The organism is Pseudonocardia hierapolitana, assembly GCF_007994075.1.
GTDB classification, from domain to species: domain Bacteria; phylum Actinomycetota; class Actinomycetes; order Mycobacteriales; family Pseudonocardiaceae; genus Pseudonocardia; species Pseudonocardia hierapolitana.
The window spans coordinates 1,787,236-1,803,897 of record NZ_VIWU01000001.1; the positions used below are offsets into that span (position 1 = coordinate 1,787,236).

General features: G+C 72.6%; 15 protein-coding genes. 4 read left to right on the top strand and 11 right to left on the bottom strand.

Annotated elements, in window-relative coordinates; all coding sequences use genetic code 11:
• Position 1: 1 nt before the first annotated feature.
• Entirely contained in the window at positions 2-604 is a 603-nt protein-coding gene (locus tag FHX44_RS08435) for a helix-turn-helix domain-containing protein (RefSeq protein WP_170308833.1), read from the bottom strand.
• Between the two features lie 100 nt (positions 605-704).
• Between FHX44_RS08435 and FHX44_RS08440 the strand changes: the two genes are divergently transcribed.
• Positions 705-1,499: an SAM-dependent methyltransferase gene (locus tag FHX44_RS08440; protein WP_147254972.1), complete on the top strand. Its 795-nt coding sequence runs from the start codon at positions 705-707 to the stop codon at positions 1,497-1,499.
• A gap of 37 nt (positions 1,500-1,536) precedes the next feature.
• On the opposite strand, the gene FHX44_RS08445 is transcribed toward FHX44_RS08440, so the two are convergent.
• Together FHX44_RS08445 and FHX44_RS08450 are read right to left on the bottom strand one after the other, a co-directional pair.
• Positions 1,537-2,847, bottom strand: a complete 1,311-nt coding sequence (locus tag FHX44_RS08445; RefSeq protein WP_212612382.1) for an HNH endonuclease signature motif containing protein — start codon at positions 2,845-2,847, stop codon at positions 1,537-1,539.
• 846 nt (positions 2,848-3,693) lie between these two features.
• Positions 3,694-4,296 (bottom strand): HAD-IA family hydrolase, encoded by a 603-nt coding sequence (locus tag FHX44_RS08450; protein WP_147254974.1) that lies wholly within the window; start codon positions 4,294-4,296, stop codon positions 3,694-3,696.
• A gap of 101 nt (positions 4,297-4,397) precedes the next feature.
• On the opposite strand from FHX44_RS08450, the gene FHX44_RS08455 reads away from it, so the two are divergent.
• The gene (locus FHX44_RS08455; protein WP_147254975.1) at positions 4,398-5,534 is read left to right on the top strand and encodes an MFS transporter; all 1,137 of its coding nucleotides are present in this window, start codon (positions 4,398-4,400) and stop codon (positions 5,532-5,534) included.
• Entirely contained in the window at positions 5,531-6,232 is a 702-nt protein-coding gene (locus tag FHX44_RS08460; RefSeq protein WP_212612383.1) for a PIG-L deacetylase family protein, read from the top strand. Before FHX44_RS08455 ends, FHX44_RS08460 begins: the two co-directional genes overlap by 4 nt.
• On the opposite strand, the gene FHX44_RS08465 is transcribed toward FHX44_RS08460, so the two are convergent.
• Positions 6,190-9,036 carry an AfsR/SARP family transcriptional regulator gene (locus FHX44_RS08465; RefSeq protein ID WP_147254976.1) on the bottom strand — a complete coding sequence of 949 codons (2,847 nt, stop codon included), beginning with the start codon at positions 9,034-9,036 and terminating at the stop codon, positions 6,190-6,192. The genes FHX44_RS08460 and FHX44_RS08465 overlap by 43 nt on opposite strands.
• 86 nt (positions 9,037-9,122) lie before the next feature.
• On the opposite strand from FHX44_RS08465, the gene FHX44_RS08470 reads away from it, so the two are divergent.
• Complete coding sequence (locus FHX44_RS08470; RefSeq protein WP_147254977.1) at positions 9,123-10,169, top strand: class I SAM-dependent methyltransferase; 1,047 nt, start codon at positions 9,123-9,125, stop codon at positions 10,167-10,169.
• Positions 10,170-10,227: 58 nt separating this feature from the next.
• Here FHX44_RS08470 and FHX44_RS08475 read toward each other — a convergent pair whose 3' ends face one another.
• The 7 genes from FHX44_RS08475 to FHX44_RS08505 form a co-directional block, all read right to left on the bottom strand.
• On the bottom strand, positions 10,228-10,557 hold the full coding sequence (locus FHX44_RS08475) for an antibiotic biosynthesis monooxygenase family protein (protein WP_147254978.1): 330 nt from the start codon (positions 10,555-10,557) through the stop codon (positions 10,228-10,230).
• Between the two features lie 148 nt (positions 10,558-10,705).
• Positions 10,706-11,224: a GNAT family N-acetyltransferase gene (locus tag FHX44_RS08480; protein ID WP_147254979.1), complete on the bottom strand. Its 519-nt coding sequence runs from the start codon at positions 11,222-11,224 to the stop codon at positions 10,706-10,708.
• A complete protein-coding gene (locus FHX44_RS08485; protein ID WP_147254980.1) occupies positions 11,217-13,175 on the bottom strand; it encodes a TIGR03960 family B12-binding radical SAM protein in 1,959 nt (652 codons plus the stop codon). The genes FHX44_RS08480 and FHX44_RS08485 overlap by 8 nt, the downstream gene beginning before the upstream one ends.
• A 58-nt stretch (positions 13,176-13,233) precedes the next feature.
• A complete protein-coding gene (locus tag FHX44_RS42040) occupies positions 13,234-14,010 on the bottom strand; it encodes a tryptophan-rich sensory protein (protein WP_170308834.1) in 777 nt (258 codons plus the stop codon).
• Between the two features lie 45 nt (positions 14,011-14,055).
• Positions 14,056-14,901, bottom strand: a complete 846-nt coding sequence (locus tag FHX44_RS08495; RefSeq protein ID WP_147254981.1) for an ABC transporter permease — start codon at positions 14,899-14,901, stop codon at positions 14,056-14,058.
• Positions 14,898-15,728, bottom strand: a complete 831-nt coding sequence (locus FHX44_RS08500) for an ABC transporter permease (RefSeq protein ID WP_147254982.1) — start codon at positions 15,726-15,728, stop codon at positions 14,898-14,900. Before FHX44_RS08500 ends, FHX44_RS08495 begins: the two co-directional genes overlap by 4 nt.
• Entirely contained in the window at positions 15,725-16,657 is a 933-nt protein-coding gene (locus tag FHX44_RS08505) for an ABC transporter ATP-binding protein (RefSeq protein ID WP_147254983.1), read from the bottom strand. Before FHX44_RS08505 ends, FHX44_RS08500 begins: the two co-directional genes overlap by 4 nt.
• Positions 16,658-16,662 lie beyond the last annotated feature (5 nt).

The window sequence follows — 16,662 nt, forward strand, 5'->3', positions numbered from 1 at the left end:
ATCACTCATGGTCGTCCCTCGGCACGCGGGCAGTGACGAGGAGCAGGCTCGCGCCGGTGTCGGGCCCCACCCGCCAGCGGTGCGGGATGGCTCCCTCGTGCCAGATCGAGTCGCCGGCCTGCAGCTCCTCGACCCGGCCGGTGCCGAACTCGACCCGCAGCACCCCGTCGAGCACGTGCAGGAAATCCTCACCGCCGTGGTCGAACCAGCTGCCTGCCGGCTGCCCAGGCTCGATCATGGCACGGCGGGCCTCCATCAACCGACCCGGAGCGCCGGCCAGCAGCGCGGACTGCGCGACCCCCGGAGTCTCGTCCATCCCGACGGCGACGCCCTCACCTGCGCGGACGACGACGATGCCCTCGTCGGGACTCGGGGGAAGCAGGTCGGTGGCGCCGATCCCGAGTGCGGCGGCCAGCTTGTAGAGGGTGGCCACGCTCGGCGACGAGCGGCCGTTCTCTATGTTCGACAGGAACGGCTGCGAGAGCGACGCCCGCTGCGCCAGCTCGCGGGTGGACAGCCCGCTTCGCCGTCGCGCCCGGCGCACCGACGACCCGATGGCGGCGATCACCGCCGCCTCGCCGGCGTCCCGCTGCACGTCCGTCACGGCGTCATCCTCGCCCACCGCCGATAGCTGACAACAGTCACCCGGCCGACGGGCGTTCCCGCCCCGCCGACCTCATCACGATCGGGGTAGCGTCGGTCACGTGACGCAGTCGAACGCCGTCGACACCACCATCCCGCACTCCGCGCGGGTGTGGAACTACTGGCTCGGCGGCAAGGACAACTACCAGGTCGATCGCGAGGCGGGGGACGACTTCGCCGCGAAGTGCCCGGAGATCTTCTCGCTGGCGAAGCTCTCCCGGCAGTTCCTCGTCCGTGCGGTCCGCCACCTGGTGACCGATGTCCGGATCCGCCAGTTCCTGGACATCGGCACCGGCCTACCGACCATGGACAACACCCACCAGGTGGCACAGCGCGCCGCACCGGACTGCCGCATCGTCTACGTCGACAACGACCCGCTCGTGCTGGCGCACGCCCGCGCCCTGCTGGTGAACACCACGCCCGAGGGCGTCACCGCCTACGTCGCCGCCGACATGCACGAGCCCGACCAGATCGTGTCGGACGCGAAGAACATCCTGAACTTCAACGAGCCCATCGGGGTGCTGTTCATGGGTGTGCTCGGCCACGTCGCCGACCACGACGAGGCACGCTCCATCGTGGCGACGGTGATGGGCGCGACCCCGTCCGGCAGCCACCTCATCCTGTGGGACGGCACCGACACCAGCGAGGACCTCGTCCGCGCCAACGCCGATTACGCCGCGACCGGCGGAGTGCCCTACATCCCCCGCAGCCCCGAGCAGATCGACGGCTACTTCGAAGGCCTCGAGAAGATCGAGCCGGGCCTGGTGCCGGTCTCGCAGTGGCGACCCGAGCTCCGCGGTGTCGACACCACCGCTGTCGACGTGGCCGGGTACGGCGCGGTGGCGCGCAAGCCGTAGCCGTCGACGGCCTCGCCCACTACCGGCTCGGGCTGCACTACGGCCGGCACCGCTGAGCCGACGGCCGAGACTGTTTCGACGCGCCGCGCCGGCGTCTCTCGAATCTCGGGTGTCCGGGTGGTGGGGGTGCGGTGCTGCGGTAGCCGTGCCCGGTCGGTGTGGTGATCCGCAGGGTGTGCCGGGGCCCGGGCTCCGGCCGGACCTTCCAGCCGGGTGCTTGGCGGGCGTAGTTGCATTGGGCGCAGGTCCCGTTGCCGTTGTCCGCCGACGTGGTCCCGCCCTGGTGGTGGGGTAGGGCGTGGTCGATGTGGCGGATCGGGGCGTCACACCACGGGGTCGAGCAGTACTGGTCGCGGACCTCGATGAACCGGGCCAGCCCGGCCGGGAACACCCGCCGGGCGGAGTCCATCCCGACCAGCCGCCCGCTGTCCGGCCTGCTGTAGAGCCGCCGCAGCCACGCGACCTCGGTTTCGGCGGCGGAGACGGCGAGTCGGCGGGCCAGGCCGGCCGGGATCGGCCCGTACCCGGCCAGCAGCGCCGGCTGCTCCCTGCCCCCGTCTTCGCCCCCGTCTTCGCCCCCGCCTTGACCTTCGCCGAGGAGGGTGCGGTCGGTCATGATCAGGTGGATCTCCACCGGCACCCCGGCCGCGGTGGCCTGCCCGGTGACCCGTTGCACGAGGGTGTCGGCCATCAGCTGGCCCCGGGTGCGCCCGTCCCCGGCCGCGATGGCGGTGTCGGCGGCCTTGCGCAGGGCGGCGTAGACGGCGACCCCGTGGGCGACCGGGAGCAGCGCGGTGACCCGGGCCATGACGTCCGGGGCCGGCCGGGAGGTGACCCGCCGCTCCGACTCGGCCTTCGCGCGGCGCCTGGTGTAGCCGGCCGGGTCGAGCCGGTAGGCGATCTTGCGGATCTCGGCGGTCAACCGGCGGTCCCCCCACCCGTGCAGCCCGGTGGGGTCGGCGCACAGGTGGGCGTCGACGAGCTGGCGGTGCTCTCGGGATAGGAAGATCGTTTCCTGGGCGAGCAGGCCGGCCCGCCATTCGGAGATCGCACCCTGTTCGAGGGCGGTCAGGGTGTGGGGCATCTCCGCGACCAGGACCTTGGCCAACCCCAGGTGCCGGCCACCGCGGTAGGGGGATTCCTGGCGGGCCAGCGCCACCTGCGCGGCCACCCCGCGGCCCTGCCGCTGCGCCGGCATCCCGGCGGCGGCCTGCCCGGCCCGCATCGAGGTGTCCAGGTCGACGGCGATCCGGGCCTGGGCGGCCGCGGCGGCCGACTTCAACCGTTCCAGCGCCCGCAGCTGCTCGATCCGTTCGGTGTCGAGGACGTCCCGGTCGAACCGGGCCAACCGAACGACCCAGGCGTTGATCGCTGCGGAGTTCAGCAGGTCATCCGGTAGCGCGTCTGGGACCGGGACTGACGGATCGGCTGGGGTCACGAGTAGCGCCCCGGTCAGCATGGTGCGCATTCCTTGCTGTCGGGTATTCGCCGGTGTCGCGGGCGCTTCTCGGGTCTTCGCGTGGGGGCGGGGGTTGGTGGGGTTGGCGCGGTTTTCGACATGCCTCCAGTTTACGCGAACAGATGTTCGACCCGTAGGTCTTTTCGGGTGATCGGGGTGTTCACTATTGTGAACGCGGCTTGAGCGGGAGAACGTGTCCGGCGGGGTAGGTGGCCGGGTTGGGAACTGCCGATTCCGTGGTTGCGTTGCGTGGTGCTCGTCTTGCCTGCCGGGCCTGCGTGCGAGCCCGTCCGGTTGGGGTGCCCGGCAACTAGCGTGTGGTTGCGCTGCGAGGGAGGTCGGGGCCACAGGATAGTTGCGTGGGCATCCGGCGGGGACGGTCTCGTCGTGCACCGCCGTGCCCTCCAGTCGGGGACGGCTGTCAGCGCGACCACGTCATTCGGTGGTGATGCCAACCGGACCAACAGGTCGAGGTGACGGAGCGGCGGCCGGAATCGTCAGCGCACGGGGCCTGAAGCGGGGAGCGATTGCCTGCGCGCCCGAGTCGGGAACGGCGCGCGCACCGGCATGCTCACCAGTTGGGCGCATTCTCTACTAGGAGGGTCAGTCGGGTCCTACAGTGGTGATCAAGGGCAAATGGTTGCTCCCGAAGATCGTTTGACAACCATCTCCCCTTGATCACTGAAGGCACCTCGCACCGATCAGGCATCCGTCGGAAATGCACCGAACCGCTGATCACGTCACCACGGACCGGCCCAGAATGTCGAGGGCCGCGTCGGCGCCGGCCCAGACATGAGCGTCCCAGCCGTGTGCCCGAGCCGCCTCGACGTTCTCCACGCGGTCGTCGAAGAACACGACGTCGCCCGGCTCCGTGCCGTAGACGGTGTCGGCGTGGGCGTAGATCGCCGGGTCGGGCTTGGCGAGCGCGACCTCGGCGGAGAACACGAGATGCGCGATGCCCCCGGCCCATTGCGCCGCCCGGACGGCCGCCGCGAGGGGGCCCGGGGCGTTGGACAGGACGCCGAGCCGCACGCCCCTGCCCTGCAGGTGCGTGAGCAGGTCGGCGCTCACCTGCGGCAAGGTCGACCACTTGATCGAGTCCGTCTCCGAGAGCGCCGCCAGCAGCGCAGGCTCGGGATCGCGACCGAGCGCCGCGAGCACGCCCGTCCAGTACTCCTCGGCACTGCAGCCCAGGTCGAAGGCGGTCCGGCCGGACCAGTACGCGGGGCCGAGCTCGGCCACGGTGACGCCGAGCTCGGCCGCGAGGCGCGGCATCACACCACCCGAGGGCACGAGCACTTCGCCGAGATCGAAGACGACGGTTCGGGAACGATCCACGCGGCCACGGTAACCGGCCGTCAGCGGTGTCAGCGCGGTGCCAGCGCGCTGTGAGCGCGCCCCCGGACCATCGGACTCCCACGACGAACCCGGAGGACGACATGCGTGACGCGGCGAGCACACTGAGATCGAGAGCCATCGCGCCGCTCGGGGTCGGCGCGTTCGCGATCGGCACCGACCTGTTCGTCGTCGCCGGGGTGCTCCCCGCCCTCGCCACCGACCTCGGGGTCTCGGTCGGAGCCGCGGGACTGACGGTCACCGTGTTCGCACTCGCGTACGCGGTCGGCGCGCCGGTGCTCGGCGCTCTGCTCGGGACCCGGCCGCTGCGGCAGGTGCTGATCGGCTCGCTGGTGCTGTTCGCCCTGTTCAACGTGGTGTCCGCCCTCGCACCCGACCTTGTGGTGCTGCTGGCGGCCCGGGTGTTCGGCGCGCTCGCCGCGTCCGCCTACGTCCCGGCCGCCGGGGCTGCCGCGATCGCCGCCGCCCCCGAGGGCCGGCGTGGCCGCGCGCTCGGCGTGGTGTTGGCCGGCTCGGCGCTCGCGATGGTGCTGGGCGCCCCGCTCGGCGTGCTGCTCGCCTCGCTGTTCTCGTGGCGGGCGGCTTTCGGGCTGGTCGCGGTGCTCGCGGTGGGCACCGTTCTCGGCCTGTTGCGCAGTGGCGTCGGATCCGGCCCACCGCAGCGCTCGACGCTCGCGGAGCGGCTGCGGCCGCTGCGCTCCCCCGCCGTCGCCGGAACGCTCGCCGTGACGTTCCTGGCGATGACCGCGTCGAACAGCACGTACACCTACCTCGCCGTGCTGGTGGGCGGGCCGGTCGGGCTGTACATCAGCGTGTTCGGCGCCGCAGGCGTCGCGGGCACCTGGTGGGGCGGGATCGCGGTCGACCGCCACGGCAGCGGGCGAGTGGCCGTGGCCGCCGTGGTCGTGCTGGGGACCGGTCTCGCGGCACTCCCCCACATCACGGCGATGTCCGGGGCACTCGCGGTCGTGGTGGCCTGGGGCATTGCCGCCTGGGGCTTCGTGGCCGCGCAGCAGCACCGGGTGACCGGGATGGGGCCCGCGCCGTTGCTGCTCGCCCTGAACAGCTCCGCGATCCACTTCGGGTTCGCGACCGGTGCGCTGCTCGGCGGCCTCGTCGTCGACGGAGCCGGAGCCGGCTCGCTGTGGTTGCTCCCGGTCGCGTGCTGTGGCGCCGGGCTGGTCCTGCACGGGATCCTCACCAGGGAGGTGCGGTCGTGATCAGCGAGCTGGGCACCGTTCTCGGGGTGTGGGCCCATCCCGACGACGAGGCGTACCTGTCCGGCGGGTTGATGGCCCTCGCCAGTGACGCCGGATCGCGCGTGGTGTGCGCGACGGCCACGCGCGGCGAGCTCGGCACCCCCGACCCGGACGCCTGGCCTCCGCAACGCCTGGCCGCGGAGCGCACGATCGAACTGGCACGCTGCCTGGAGATCCTCGGTGTCACCGAGCACCACTGGCTCGGGTACCGCGACGGCGAATGCCCGCAGGTCGACCCGTCGGACGCGGTCGGGCGGCTGTGCGAGCTGTTCGAGGAGGTCCGCCCGGACACCGTGCTGACCTTCGGCCCCGACGGCATCACCGGCCACCCGGACCACCGGACGATCTCCGCGTGGACCACGAAGGCGTTCGAGCACGCCGCGCCGCCGGGAGCACGCCTGCTATACGCCGCGCTCTCCGAGCCGCGCATGAGGCGGTGGCGGAGCCTGGGCGAGAGCCTCGGCATCTACCTCCCCGGCTACCCGGTCGTCACGCCTGTGGACCGGCTCGCGATCGACCTGGAACTGGACGCTCACACAGCCACCCGCAAGGTCCGCGCGCTGGCCGCGCAGACGACGCAGACGGCCGGGCTCATCGCCACGCTGGGCGTGGCCCGCTACACGGCGTGGGTCGGCGCGGAGTCCTTCGCGAGCGCGTGAACGTTCCGCTCGATGGCCCGCCGAGCCACCTCGAGCACGTCGGTCCGGTCGAGCACCGGCGTTCCGGCGACGACCGGTGGCGGCGGTACGGCCACGGGGGCGTCCGGAGCCGCGGCGGCCGCCGCGACGAGCAGCGCCGCGGGCTCCTGGTCGCCGAGCGTGCGCAGGAGGCCGGCGAGGTCGCGGAGGGTCGCCCAGAGGTGGGTCCAGTTGCCGGTGCGCGCGAAGTACTCGATCACCTCGCGGTAGCCGCGGAGCGCGTCGCCGACGCGGCCGGCGGCGGCCCGCACCGTCAGCAGGCCCACGGTCGCGACGCCGACGAGGAAGGTCGCGCCCGACCTGCGTGCCAGCTCGATGGCGGTGAGGTAGTGCCGTTCGGCGATGTCGTTGTCGCCCGTGCGGCTCTCGATCTCCCCGGACACGTACGCGATCCAGGCACGCTGCGAGGGCGACGCTGCGCCACCATGTACCCGCTCGATCAGCGCACGTGCCTCGTCGGCATCGCCCGCGTAGGCGCTCGCGAGGGCAGCTCCTCCGAGTGCCTCGGAAGCCCTGCGAGCGAGCGCGGTCGCGGCGAGGCAGTGCTCGATGACCTCGGCGTACGCCCCGCGGGCCAGCTCCGCCCACGCCAGCGGGATCAGGCAGTACCACCTCCCGGCGTCATCGGTTGCCCGCTCCAGCCCGGCGCGGGCGAGCCGCTCGGTCCGCGGGTGGTCGCCGCGGAGGTACGCGGCCTCCGCCGCGGTGCCGAGGACGGTGGCCGCTTTCGGGTGGGCGGCGATCGCCGGGTCGTCGGCCAGCTGCTCCGCCCAGCCGCGTAGCTCGACGAGATCGCGGTAGCTCATCGCCTCGTACAGCGCGGTGACCATCGCGGCGGCGGCGTCGAGACGCCCCCGGCTGCGGGCCAGCAGCCACGCGGCCCGCAGGTTCGGCAGCTCGCGCCGCAGGACGGTGTCGGCATCGGGTTCGCGCTCGGTGGCCAGGACGGTCCCGATCCAGTCGGCCAGCTCGACGGCCCAACGGACGAAGCGTTCGCCTGCAGCCTCCTCCTCACCGGCCTCCGCGAGGCGGTCGAGGCCGTACGCCCGCAGCGTCTCCAGCATGCGGTATCGGGTGGCCCCGTCGAACGCGACATCGATCATGGAGGTGTCGACGAGGTGGGCGAGGGCGGTCCCGGGATCGGAGCGCAGCCCCATCTCGGTGCCGATCCGCTCGGCGGTCTCGAGGTCGACGCCGTCCACGAACACCGACAGCTGCCGGAAGAGCCGCCGCTCGTCCTCCGTGAGGAGGTCGTAGGACCACTCGACGGTCGCGCGCAGGGTCCGGTGCCGTGCGTCGGCGGTCGGCCGGCCGCCGCCGAGCAGGTCCAGCGAACGATCGAGCCGCCGGTGCAGGTCGGTCAGCGAGAAGGTGGACAGCCGGCCGGCGGCGAGCTCGATGGCGAGCGGCATCCCGTCGAGCCGCCGGACGATGTCGGCGACGGTCCGCAGCTCCGCGGGCGTCGGCGCGGGGCCGGGGCGGGCACGGGCAGCCCGCTCGAGGAAGACCGCGACGGACGGGACGTCCGGCAGGTCCTGGTCGGGGCCGGGCAACGGGAGCGGGGCGAGCCGGAACGCGTACTCAGCGGCCAACCCGAGCCGTTCCCGGCTGGTGGCGAGGATGCGCAGGTCGGCGCAACCGGCCAGGAGGACCTCGACGGTATCGCGGACCGCGTCGATCAGGTGCTCGCAGTTGTCGATCACGAGCAGGCCGGTGCGGTGGGCCAGCACGGCGACGCATGCCGTGAGGACGTCGCCCTGCACCACGTTCAGGTTCAGGGCCGCGGCCAGCGCGTGCGGGATCGCGGCGGGGTCGGTGACCGGCGCGAGCAGCAGCACGGTGGACGCCTCGCGTCGGCCGGCGACCTCGAGAGCGAGGCTGGTCTTCCCGACCCCGCCGGGTCCGGCGATCGTGACGAGCCGTTCGTGTGCGAGCAGACCGTGCAACGCCGCCACCTCGTCGTCGCGGCCGATCAGCCGGGTGGTCGGGCGCGCGAGCACATCGGTCCGGGTGGGCATCGGACCGGCGGCGCCTCCGGCGATGTCGCGCTCGAGCTCGCCCAGCGCCGGGGTCGGGTCGAGCCCCGTCTCGTCGACCAGCCGGGTTCGGAACTCACGCGCGGTGTGCAGCGCCTCCGCAGGTCGCCCGGCCGCCGCCAGCGCGCGCATGAGCAGCAGCGCCGCCGGCTCGCGCAGCGGATCCGCGGCCAGGGACTCGGTGGCGAGGCCGAGGATCTCGCCGCCCCGTCCCGAGGCGAGCGCGGCGGCGATCAGGGCGTCCGTCACGTCGCGGTGCAGCCGCGTGCAGGCCTCGACCGCGGTGGCGATCGGGCCGAGGTCGGTGAGATCGGCGAGCACCGGCCCCCGCCACAGCGCGTGCGCCTCGCGGAGCAGGGCGTACGCATCGGAGTCGGTCGTGGCGCGCGCCTTCGCCAGGAGGGCGCGTGCCTGTGCCACGTCCAGCTCGTCGGCGGCGACGTCGAGCCGGTAGCCGTCGTGCCCCGTCTGCAGCCGGGCCGCCGCCGTCCCGAGGTGCGCGCGCAGCCGGGAGACGTGGGTGTGCAGGGCCTGGCGACCCGACTCCGGCACCTCGGACGGCCACAGCGCGTCCAGGAGGTGATCGACGGTGACGACCCGGCCCTCGGCGAGCGCGAGCAACGCCAGCACCGCGCGCCGCTTCGGACCGGGCACGTCGACCGGCACCCCGTCGACGACCAGCCGCAGCGGCCCGAGCACCTCCACCCGCACGCCCACCAGGGCAAGCATGCCGTGTCAGCGCGGAGAAAGCGCGTGTACGAGCCGAGACAGCGTGCGCGCCGACCCTTCCTCTCACCGAACAGGAAGGACCCGACATGGATCAGGACAAGGTGGCGGAGTTCATGGGGCGGGTGGTCACCGACTTCGCCGCGACCGGCGCCGCCGGCCTCGCGGTGGTCGGCCACCGGCTCGGCCTCTACCGCGCGCTCGCGCAGGGGCCGGCTACTCCCGAGCAGCTCGCGGAGCGCACCGGCTGCGACGTGCGCTACCTCACCGAATGGCTGCGCGGCCAGGCCGCTGGGGGGTACGTGACCTACAGCCCTGCCACCGGCGAGTTCTCGCTGACCGAGGAGCAGGCGTTCTGCCTGGCCGACCCGAACGGCCCCAACGTGCCTGCGGCGTTCGTCGCCGCGCTCGGCTACCTGCGCGCCGAGCCGCAGATCGCCGAGGCGTTCCGCACCGGCGCAGGCGTCGCATGGCACGAGCACCACGAGGACGTGCACGTCGGGGTCGACGCGTTCTACCGGCCCGGCTATGTGGCCTCGCTGGTGTCGGAGTGGATCCCCGCGTTGGACGGGGTCGAGGCCAAGCTCGTCGCAGGCGGCCGGGTCGCCGACGTCGGCTGCGGGCTCGGCTCCTCCTCGGTGCTCATCGCGCAGGCCTACCCGGACACCACCGTCGCCGGCTCGGACTACCACGCCGAGTCGATCGAGCTGGCGCGCAAGAAGACCGCCGAGGCGGGCGTGAGCGACCGGGTCGGCTTCGAGGTTGCCACCGCGCAGACCTTCACCGGCGCGGACTACGACCTCGTTGCGATGTTCGACGCCCTGCACGACATGGGCGACCCGCTCGGTGCCGCAAAACGGATCCGGGAAGCATTGACCCCCGACGGCACCTGGTTGATCGTCGAGCCGTACGCCTCGGACGTCGTCGAGGAGAACTTCAACCCGGTGGGCAGGTTGTACTACAACGGGTCCACGTTCCTCTGCGTGCCGAACGCGCTGTCGCAGTCCGGCGGCTACGCGCTGGGCGCGCAGGCGGGCGAGGCCGCGATCCGCCGGGTGGTCACCGACGCCGGGTTCACCCGGTTCCGGCGCGTCCTGCAGACCCCGTTCAACCTCGTCTACGAGGCCAGGCCATGACCACGTGATCCGAGGCGCCGGTCGTCCATGGCCGTAAGGGGGCCTGGACGACCGGCAATCACTGCGGCGGACCGACCGACGCCGTTCCGGCGCCTCGGCCTTCGGTCACCACCTCGTACCAGACCATCTCGCTGCGGCCCTCCTGCAGGCCGTCCATCCGCTTGCGGGACTCGAGGAACCGCTCGTCCTCGTGCCAGGCCTCCCAGTCGGCCCGGCTCTCCCAGGTCCCGATCACCGCCCGCCTGTTGTGCCCGTCCAACGGGATCAACAGCTGGCCGCCGACCCAGCCGCGCCGCCCACTCGCTGCCGCCAGGCGCTCGCGCATGGCGGCGTCCCACTCGGGCTCGCAGCCCGTCTTGAGCGTGACCTGGGTGACGACGGTCATCATGTGCGCACCATCCTTCGGCTCGGCTGGTTCCGGTTACCACGGATGCGCGCCTTCCAGTCGCGGCTTCAGCCGTCGCCCGCCCAGGTCCAGCGCGGGACCTCGCGCAGGGGATGCAGCTCGTCGTCGCTTGCACCCGGTGCAGGAGGGGTCAAGCTTGCGGGAGGGTGGAAGGGTCGAGCATCAACAGCCCGTCCCCCGCAGGCGCGAACCCCGCCCGGCGGTAGAACGGCGCGCTGCCCGCCGTGGGCGCCAGGAGCAGCCGGCGGAAACGCCGCGCCTTGGCATGCTCGACCACGGCCTCGAGCAGCGCGGCGGGAACCCCACGGTCGGAGAAGGACGCGAGCACGAACGCGTTGCCCACGTGCCCGATCCGCCCGCCCCGCGCGCCCGGCCGCGGCATGTGGACGATCTCCAGCACGTTGATCGACCCGACCGCGGTGTAGCCGCTGCGAGGCGACCCGACCTCGGCGATCCAGAAGGTGCGCCGCGGCATCTCCACCCGCCACCACTGCGCGAACGACGCCTCGAACCCCGGGTCCTCGACCGGGTACCCGAGGCGCTCCTCCAGCCACGCGCGCCGCAGCCCGGCGAGCGCGCTGAGATCGCGCTCGTCGGCCACGCGGATGGCGACCTGCTGGCCGAACTCCGTATCGGCGACCTCAGCCACCTGCGCCCGCGTTTTTCCTCGTCAGCGGGTCCACCACGGTCAGCGGCAGCAACGTGGTGCCGCTCGGGCCGACCTCGATGTCGGTGCCCGTGGCCGGGCAGACACCGCAGTCGAAGCACGGCGTCCACCGGCAGTCGTCCTGTTCACGGGCGGCCAGCGCGTCCTGCCAGTCGTCCCAGAGCCAGTCGCGCTCCAGCCCGGAGTCGAGGTGGTCCCAGGGCAGCACCTCGTCGCGGTCGCGCTCGCGGGTGGTGAACCAGGCCAGCGAGACGCCCACCGGGTCCAGCTCGGCCGCGCAAGCGTCGACCCAGCGCTGGTAGGAGAAGTGCTCGCTCCATCCGTCGAACCGGCCGCCCTCGCGCCACACCCGCTCGATCACCCGCCCGACGCGCCGGTCGCCGCGGGCGAGCAGGCCCTCGATCAGCGACGGCTCGCCGTCGTGGTAGCGCATCCCGACGTTGCGGCCCAGCTTGCGGTTGCTGTTGACCTTCTCCCGCAGCTTGCGCAGCCGGGAGTCGATCACCTCGGGAGACGCCTGCGCGGCCCACTGGAACGGGGTGTGCGGCTTGGGCACGAACCCGCCGATCGAGATCGTGCAGCGCACGTCGTTGCGCCCGGACGCCTCGCGGCCTGCGCGGATCACGTTGTGCGCCATGTCCGCGATCTGCAGGACGTCCTCGTCCTCCTCGGTGGGCAGCCCGCACATGAAGTAGAGCTTCACCTGCCGCCAGCCCTGCGCGAACGCCTCGGAGACGGTGCGGATGAGGTCCTCCTCCGACACCATCTTGTTGATCACGCGCCGGATCCGCTCGGAACCGCCCTCGGGGGCGAACGTGAGCCCGGAGCGACGGCCGTTGCGGGAGATCTCGTTGGCCAGGTCGATGTTGAACGCGTCGACGCGGGTGCTCGGCAGCGACAGCGAGGTGTTGGTGCCCTCGTAGCGGTCGGCCAGGCCCTTGGTGATCTCGGCGATCTCGGAGTGGTCGGCGCTCGACAGCGACAGCAGCCCGACCTCGTCGAAGCCGCTCGCGCGCACGGCGGCGTCGACCATCTCACCGACGCCCTGCAGCGACCGCTCCCGCACCGGCCGCGTGATCATGCCGGCCTGGCAGAACCGGCAGCCGCGGGTGCAGCCGCGGAAGATCTCCACGCTCGCGCGCTCGTGCACCGTCTCGGCCAGCGGCACGAGCGGCTGCTTCGGGTACGGCCAGGCGTCGAGGTCCGTGGTGGTGCGCTTGGTGACCGAGCGCGGCACGCGCTCGTCGACCGGGACGACGGCATCGATCGCACCGTCGGCGCCGTAGCTCACCTCGTACAGCGACGGCACGTAGCAGCCGTCGACCGCGGCCAGCCGCAGCAGCAGCTCGCGCCGCCCGCCCGGGCGGCCCTCCGCCTTCCACGCCTTCACGACGTCGGTGATCTCGCCGACCACCTCTTCGCCGTCGCCGATCGCCGCGACGTCGACGAAGTCGGCGATCGGCTCCGGGTTGAACGCGGCGTGACCGCCTGCGACCACGATCGGGTGGTCGGCCCCCCGATCGGCGGCGTGCAGCGGGATGCCCGCGAGGTCGAGCGCGGTGAGCAGGTTGGTGTAGCCGAGCTCGGTGGAGAAACTGACCCCGAGCAGGTCGAACGCGCCGAGCGGCCGGTGCGAGTCGACGGTGAACGCGGGGACGCCGTGCTCGCGCATCAGCGCCTCGAGATCGGGCCAGACCGCGTAGCAGCGCTCGGCGAGCGCGTCCTGCCGCTCGTTGAGCAGCTCGTAGAGGATCATGACGCCCTGGTTGGGCAGCCCGACCTCGTACGCGTCCGGGTACATGAGCGCCCACCGGACGGCGGCCGCCTCCCAGTCCTTCACCTGCGCGTTCAGCTCGCCGCCGACGTACTGCACCGGCTTCGAGACGCGGGGCAGCAGCGGCTCGAGGTCCGGGAAAATCGACGGTGCCGTCATGTTTGTCCAGGGTAGCCCCGTGCTCGACGAGCCTTGCCCTCGGCCGTGCCGGTTGGTGTCAGCCCCAGGCGGCACGCACGGGGTAACCGGCTGTGCTGATCCGGCGCGCCGTGGCGGCGAGGACGATCACGATCGCGACCGCCCCGGCGACCACGACGCCGTACGGGGGCTCGTTCAGCGCCGTGCCCACGATCGCCCACATGGCGCCCACCGCGAACGGCACCACGGCCGTACCGGACAGCACCGCCCACGACACGATCGCGGTGACCGCGAGGAGCACGACAACGGCGGCGATCGCGGCCAGGGCGCCTGCCCCGGGCAGGCCGATCCACACCCCGGTGGCCGCCGTGCCCATCGGCGTGGCCATGGAGACCCAGCCCGCGTAGAGCGCGACGGTGCCGCGCGCGACGACGCGCTCCACCACGCCCTCGGCGGGCGTTCGGATGTAGCGGCCGAAGACGAGGGCAATGCTCACCAGCAGCCCGACGATCATCAGCTGGGCGAGCGGCAACCACCCGGCCCCGAACGACAGCACCCAGCCGATGTTGAACACGGCGGAGGCCGCCATCCACCATCCCGTGCTCCGGTGGATCCGGCGGGCCCGCTGCCCGGGCAGTGCCTGGAAGACCGCATAGCCGAGGAACCCGATGTAGATCGGCAGCCACACCGCGAACGCCCAGCCGGCAGCGAGCAGCGGGCTGGCGTACTGGCGCGCGATCGCCCCGACCGCATCGCCGGCCACCACCGCGACCACGAGCTGCGTGATTGCGAGCAGCGCCACCACGACGTTCCGTACGAGATCGGTCCGGGTGGGGCCCGGCGAGAGGACCGTCATGGCGCCATTGTCCCTCGCGCCGGGCAGTGGGGAGGGCAGGTCCGCCTACCTCAATAGCAGCGCGTCGAGCCGTCGGGCCGCCACGACCACGCCGAACGCGATCATCACGGCGAAGTAGGCCAGGTGCCCCAGCAACCCGACGTGCACGACGCCCGTGGTGAGCCCCCGCATCAGCTCCACGGCGTGGTAGAGCGGCAGGCACTCCACCACGATCTGCAGCCACCGGGGGTACACCGAGAGCGGGTAGAAGGTGGTGGAGAACAGGAACATCGGCAGTACCACGAGCGTGACCAGATCGAAGTCCTGCCAGGACCGCATGAACGATGTGGCGGCCATGCCGACAGCCGCGAACGCGAACGCCACCAGCAGCGCGGCCGGGAGCGCCAGCAGCGCCCAGGGCGAGACCAGCAGGCCGAACCCGCCCATGACCGCGAGGAACCCGAGCGAATAGAGGCCGCCGCGGATCAGGGCCCAGCCGATCTCGCCGAGCGCGATGTCGACCGGACCGAGCGGGGTGGCGAGCATCGCGTCGTAGATGCGGCCGTACTTCAGCTTGAAGAACACGTTGAAGGTGGAGTCGAACACCGCCCCGTTCATCGCGGACGCCGCCAGGAGGCCGGGCGCGATGAACGCGGCGTAGCTGATGGGGGCGCCGTCCGGGCCGGGCAGCGTGCCCACCATGGATCCGAGGCCCTGCCCCATCGCGAGCAGGTAGAACACCGGCTCGGAGAACCCCGACACGAACGCGAGCCAGGCCCTGCGCGACGCGGTGGCCGAACGAATCAGCAACGCGTGCGAGCGCCCCGCGTAGCTGCCGGCCGGCACCAGCAGCCGCACCAGCGCCGCCGAGGATGCCGCCGGTGTCGCGGCCGGCTCGTCGACCGCGGTCATGGCTGAAGCCTCCGGGTGTACATGCGGGCGGCCAGCGCCGCGCCGAGCACCACCAGCACGAGCAGGTACGCGATGTGGCCGAGCGCGGCGAGCGGCTGCCACCGGTCGAGCGCGGCGGCGCGCGCGACCTCGGTGCCGTGCCACAGCGGCGACACCCACGCCACCGGCTGCACCCAGTCGGGAAGCCGGTCGACCGGGAAGAACGTGCCCGAGAACAGCGTCATCGGGATGACCACGAACCGGAACAGCACGCTGAACGCCGCGCCCTCGCTCTCGAGGGTGGCCGAGAACGCGGTGACCGGCGCCGCCACCGCGGCCCCGGTGAGCACGGCGACGATGAGCGACACCACGATGCCGGCGCTCTGCACCCCGCCGAACAGCGCGATCACGCCGATGTAGACGGCGCCGGAGCCCGCAGTCTTGATCGCCACCCAGGCGAGGTGGCCGAGCGCGACCTGGGCCGGCGAGACCGGACCGGCCGTCATCCCGTGGTAGTGGCGCTGCCATTTGAATCCCGACAGCACCGGGTAGGACGACTCGAACGCCGCCGTCTGCACCGCCGACACCGCGAGCAGCGCCGGCGCGAGCCACACGAGGTAGCCGACCCCGCCGGTGGCCGCCGCGGTCCCGACCCCACCCTGCACCAGCGAGCCGAACCCGATACCGAACGCGAGCAGGAACAGCAGCGGCTGCAGGACCGACGACACCACGGTGGCCCGCCAGTTGCGGCGGTACCACACCCAGGCGTGCTCGACGACGAGCAGCACGCCCCGCACCGCGCCGGGCGCCCGCCCGGTGGATCGTGCGACGAGCTCGGGAGCGGTCATTCCACGAGACTCCGGCCCGTGAGCCGGAGGAACACGTCCTCCAGCGAGGAGCGGCGCACCAGCGCCGACAGCGGACGGTGGCCGGCCTGCGTCACCGCGGCCTGCGCGTGTTCGCCGTCGGCGGTGTAGAGCAGCAGCCGGTCGGGCAGCGCCTCCACCCGTTCGACGTGCGGCGCGAGATCGTCCGCCGACGGCGCCTCGCCCGCCGGGAACCGCAGTTCGAGGACCTCCCGCGTGGAGTAGCGCTCGATCAGCTCGGCAGGCGATCCCTCCGCCACGATCAGCCCGCCGTCCATCACGACGAGCCGGTCGCACAGCTGCTCGGCCTCGTCCATGTAGTGCGTGGTGATGATCTGGGTGACACCCTCGCGCTTGAGCCGGTAGAGCCGCTCCCACAGCAGGTGGCGGGCCTGCGGGTCGAGGCCGGTGGTGGGCTCGTCGAGCAGCAGCAGCTCGGGGTCGTTGATCAGCGACCGGGCGATGGTGAGCCGCCGCTTCATCCCGCCGGACAGCGGCTCGACCTCGTCGTCCCCCCGCTCCGCCAGCTGGACGAACTCCAGGAGCTCCGCGGCCTTGGCGCGCACGTGGGCGCGGGAGAGGCCGAAGTAGCGCCCGTAGACCTCGAGGTTCTGCCGGACCGTGAGCTCCTGGTCGAGGTTGTCCAGCTGCGGAACCACCCCGATCCGGGCGCGGATCCGCGGCCCGTCGGCGGTGGGGTCCATGCCCAGCACCTGCAGCTCGCCGCCCGAACGCGGGGAGACGGAGGCGATCATCCGCATGGTGGAGGACTTCCCGGCGCCGTTGGGCCCCAGGAAGCCGAACACCTCGCCGCGCGCGACGTCGACGTCGATGCCCCGCACGGCCTCGAACGCGCCGAACCGCTTGCGCAGCCCCCGCGCCTGGACCAGTCCTTCCCCCACGCCCAGCACGCTAG

Excerpts from the sequence above, each read along its gene's own strand:
- FHX44_RS42040 (WP_170308834.1), bottom strand. The coding sequence starts at position 14,010 with ATGACGGTCCTCTCGCCGGGCCCCACCCGGACCGATCTCGTACGGAAC.
- FHX44_RS08500 (WP_147254982.1), bottom strand. The coding sequence starts at position 15,728 with ATGACCGCTCCCGAGCTCGTCGCACGATCCACCGGGCGGGCGCCCGGC.
- FHX44_RS08465 (WP_147254976.1), bottom strand. The coding sequence starts at position 9,036 with ATGCTTGCCCTGGTGGGCGTGCGGGTGGAGGTGCTCGGGCCGCTGCGG.
- FHX44_RS08470 (WP_147254977.1), top strand. The coding sequence starts at position 9,123 with ATGGATCAGGACAAGGTGGCGGAGTTCATGGGGCGGGTGGTCACCGAC.
- FHX44_RS08495 (WP_147254981.1), bottom strand. The coding sequence starts at position 14,901 with ATGACCGCGGTCGACGAGCCGGCCGCGACACCGGCGGCATCCTCGGCG.
- FHX44_RS08485 (WP_147254980.1), bottom strand. The coding sequence starts at position 13,175 with ATGACGGCACCGTCGATTTTCCCGGACCTCGAGCCGCTGCTGCCCCGC.
- FHX44_RS08455 (WP_147254975.1), top strand. The coding sequence starts at position 4,398 with ATGCGTGACGCGGCGAGCACACTGAGATCGAGAGCCATCGCGCCGCTC.
- FHX44_RS08475 (WP_147254978.1), bottom strand. The coding sequence starts at position 10,557 with ATGATGACCGTCGTCACCCAGGTCACGCTCAAGACGGGCTGCGAGCCC.